Here is a 3,032-nt window from a genome sequence, read left to right on the forward strand (position 1 = left end):
CGACACCGGGGCCAGGAGCGGCGCTGCCGGCAAGACGCCCGTCCGGGCCGACACCGGCGCCGCGCTGTCGCGCCGCCTGGCGAGCATCGAGGTTGCGGAGGCGGCCAACCAGTGACGGCGCTGGCCTTCCAGACGACAACGCCCACGACGGTCCCGACCGGCACCAGCCGGCTGCTCAACGTGCGCCAGCGCGCGCTCATCGTTGCCAAGCTGCGCGTGCTGTGGGTGCTGGGGCTGTTCCTGCTGGTCGGGCTGGGCGCGGTGCTGCGTATCGTCTATTTGGGGACCACCGGCGCCTCGCCGCGCGAGGTGAGCCTGGCCGACCTGCTCACCCCCCAGCGCGGCGAGATCGTCGATCGCAACGGCGTGCCGCTGGCGCGCGATTTTCGCGTCTATTCGCTGTGGTTCAACCCCAAGGCGATGACCGAAGGCGCGCCGCTGATCCACACGCCCGAGCAGGTCGCCGACGGCCTGCTGCGCATCTTCCCCGATCTCGACCGGGCCAAGGTGCTCGAGCGGCTGCGCTCGGGCAAGCCGGGCTACTTGCGCAAGTCGCTGCTGCCCGAAGAGGCCAACGCGGTCCACGAACTGGGTGAGCCCGCGCTTGAATTTCCGCTCGAGACCACGCGTTTCTACCCGCAGGGCTCGCTCGCCGCGCACGTGCTGGGCTATGTCGACAGCTACGGGCAGGGCAAGGTCGGCATGGAAGAAGCGCTCGACAAGCAGCTGGTCAGCGCCAAGGGCCGCGAGACGCCTTCGGTGATCTCGATCGATTTTCGCGTCCAGAGCGCGCTCGAGGACGAACTGGGCAAGGCCATCCAGCTGAGCGACGCCAAGGGCGCGGCGGGCGTGGTGCTCGACGTGGACACCGGCGAAGTGCTCGCGCTCGCCTCGCTGCCCTCGTTCGATCCCAACCACGTCAAGCCGCACGACATGGTGGTGACGCCCGAGGAAGCCGCCGAGGGCGACGTGCCGCGCGGCTTCAACCGCGTCACCAACCAGGTCTACGAGCTGGGCTCGACTTTCAAGCCGATCACCGTCGCCGCCGCCATCGACGCGGGCGTGATCACGGATCTGAGCCGTCGCTGGCCGGCCAAGCCGTTCAAGATGGGACGGTTCTGGATCAAGGACATGCACAAGATGGGCGACACGCTCAACGTCGAGGAGACGCTGATCCACTCCTCGAACGTGGTGACCGCCGAGATTGCCGACGAACTGGGCGGGGACCGGCTCAAGAAGGTCATGGAATCGCTGGGCATGAACCGGCGCCCCTCGATCGAGCTGCCCGCGCGCGGGATGCCGATCTGGCCGAGCGGCAAGTGGCCGCGGGTGCGCACGATGACCGTCGCCTATGGCCACGGCATCGCGGTGACCCCGCTGCACCTCGCCTCGGCTTACGCCGCGCTCGTCAACGGGGGCATCTGGCGCCCGGCGACGCTGCACAAGGTGGCGCCGGGCGATGTGCCGCCGGGCAAGCGGGTGTTCAGCGCATCGACTTCGGCGCGGCTGCGCCAGCTCCTGCGCATGGTGGTGCGCTACGGCACCGGGCGCAGCGCCGACGTTCCGGGTTTCCGCGTCGGTGGCAAGACCGGTTCGGCCGAGAAGCCGGGCGTTCACGGCTACCGCCACCACTCGCTGATCTCGACCTTTGCCGCCGCCTTCCCGATGGACAAGCCGCGCTATGTGGTGGTGGCGATGATGGACGAGCCGCAGGGCACGCCCGCCACCTCCTACCAGCGCACCGCGGCCTGGAACGCGGCACCGGCGGTGGGCCGGGTGATCCCGCGCATCGGCCCCTTGCTGGGCATCATGCCCGACGAGACCCGCGACATCGACATCTCCGACCTGACCCCCCTGATCCCGAAGCAAGTGAGCGATACCGCCGAATGAAACTCTCCGCCCTCTGCGCCCGCGCCGGCCTCTCCTTCCCCGGTCCCGATGCGGCGGCAGGGATGGGCGAGAATGCGGTGACGGGCTTTGCGATCGACCACCGCAAGGTCGCGCCGGGCACCGTGTTCGGCGCGTTCAGGGGCGCGCGTTTCAACGGCGAGGACTACATCGCCGATGCCATTGCCGCGGGCGCCATCGCCATCGTCAGCGCGCCCGGCGTCACGGTCGAAGGTGCGGTCCACTTTGCCGATGAAGAGCCGCGCCGGCTCTTCGCGCAGCTCGCCGCGCCGTTCTTCGTGCCGGTGCCCGAAACGCTCGTCGCGGTGACCGGGACCAACGGCAAGACCTCGACCGTCGAGCTGACCCGCCAGCTGTGGCGCATGAACGGCGAGCGCGCCGCCTCGATCGGCACGCTGGGCGTGACGACCAGCGACGAAAGCGTCTCGACCGGGCTGACCACACCCGACATCGTGACCTTTCTCGGCAATCTCACCGGGCTTGCGCGCGAAGGGGTCAGCCACGTCGCCTACGAAGCGTCGAGCCACGGGCTCTCGCAGTACCGGATCGAGGGGCCGCGCGTCGTGGCCGGGGCCTTCACCAATCTGAGCCGCGACCATCTCGATTATCATGCGAGCATGGAGGACTACTTCGCCGCCAAGATGCGCCTGTTCGACGAGGTCGTCGCGGACGATGGCACGGCGGTGATCTGGGCCGACGATCCCTGGTCGGACAAGGCCATCACCCACGCCCGCGCGCGCGGCCTGAAGATCTTCACGGTGGGCGCGAAGGGCGAGCAGATCCGCCTTGTCGACCGCACGCCGGGCGGGCTTGGCCAGCAGCTCCAGGTCGAACATGCCGGGACGGTGCGGATGATCGCGCTGCCGCTGATCGGGGCCTATCAGGCCGCCAACGCGCTTGTCGCGGCGGGGCTGGTGCTGGCGAGCGGCGGGCAGGCGGACGCGGTGTTCGACGCGATGAAGCGCCTCGTTACCGTGCGCGGGCGGCTCGAACGCGCGGCGATCACGCCCGCGGGCGCGCCGGTCTATGTCGATTACGCGCATACCCCCGATGGGCTCGCGGCGGCGATTGCGGCGCTGCGCCCGCACGTGCGTGGGCGGCTGATCGTGGTGTTCGGCGCGGGC

The 3,032-nt window shown here is 69.8% G+C and carries 2 protein-coding genes; both read left to right on the forward strand.

Going from position 1 to position 3,032, the window contains the following annotated elements; all coding sequences use genetic code 11:
- Positions 1 to 111: 111 nt before the first annotated feature.
- Positions 112 to 1,890, forward strand: a complete 1,779-nt coding sequence (locus MTR62_RS20615; RefSeq protein WP_244024480.1) for a peptidoglycan D,D-transpeptidase FtsI family protein — start codon at positions 112 to 114, stop codon at positions 1,888 to 1,890.
- On the forward strand, positions 1,887 to 3,032 hold a 1,146-nt coding region (locus tag MTR62_RS20620), incomplete at its 3' end, for a UDP-N-acetylmuramoyl-L-alanyl-D-glutamate--2,6-diaminopimelate ligase (RefSeq protein WP_244024482.1). The genes MTR62_RS20615 and MTR62_RS20620, both read left to right, overlap by 4 nt.

Origin of the sequence: Novosphingobium organovorum, assembly GCF_022832435.1 — a bacterium.
GTDB lineage: Bacteria > Pseudomonadota > Alphaproteobacteria > Sphingomonadales > Sphingomonadaceae > Novosphingobium > Novosphingobium organovorum.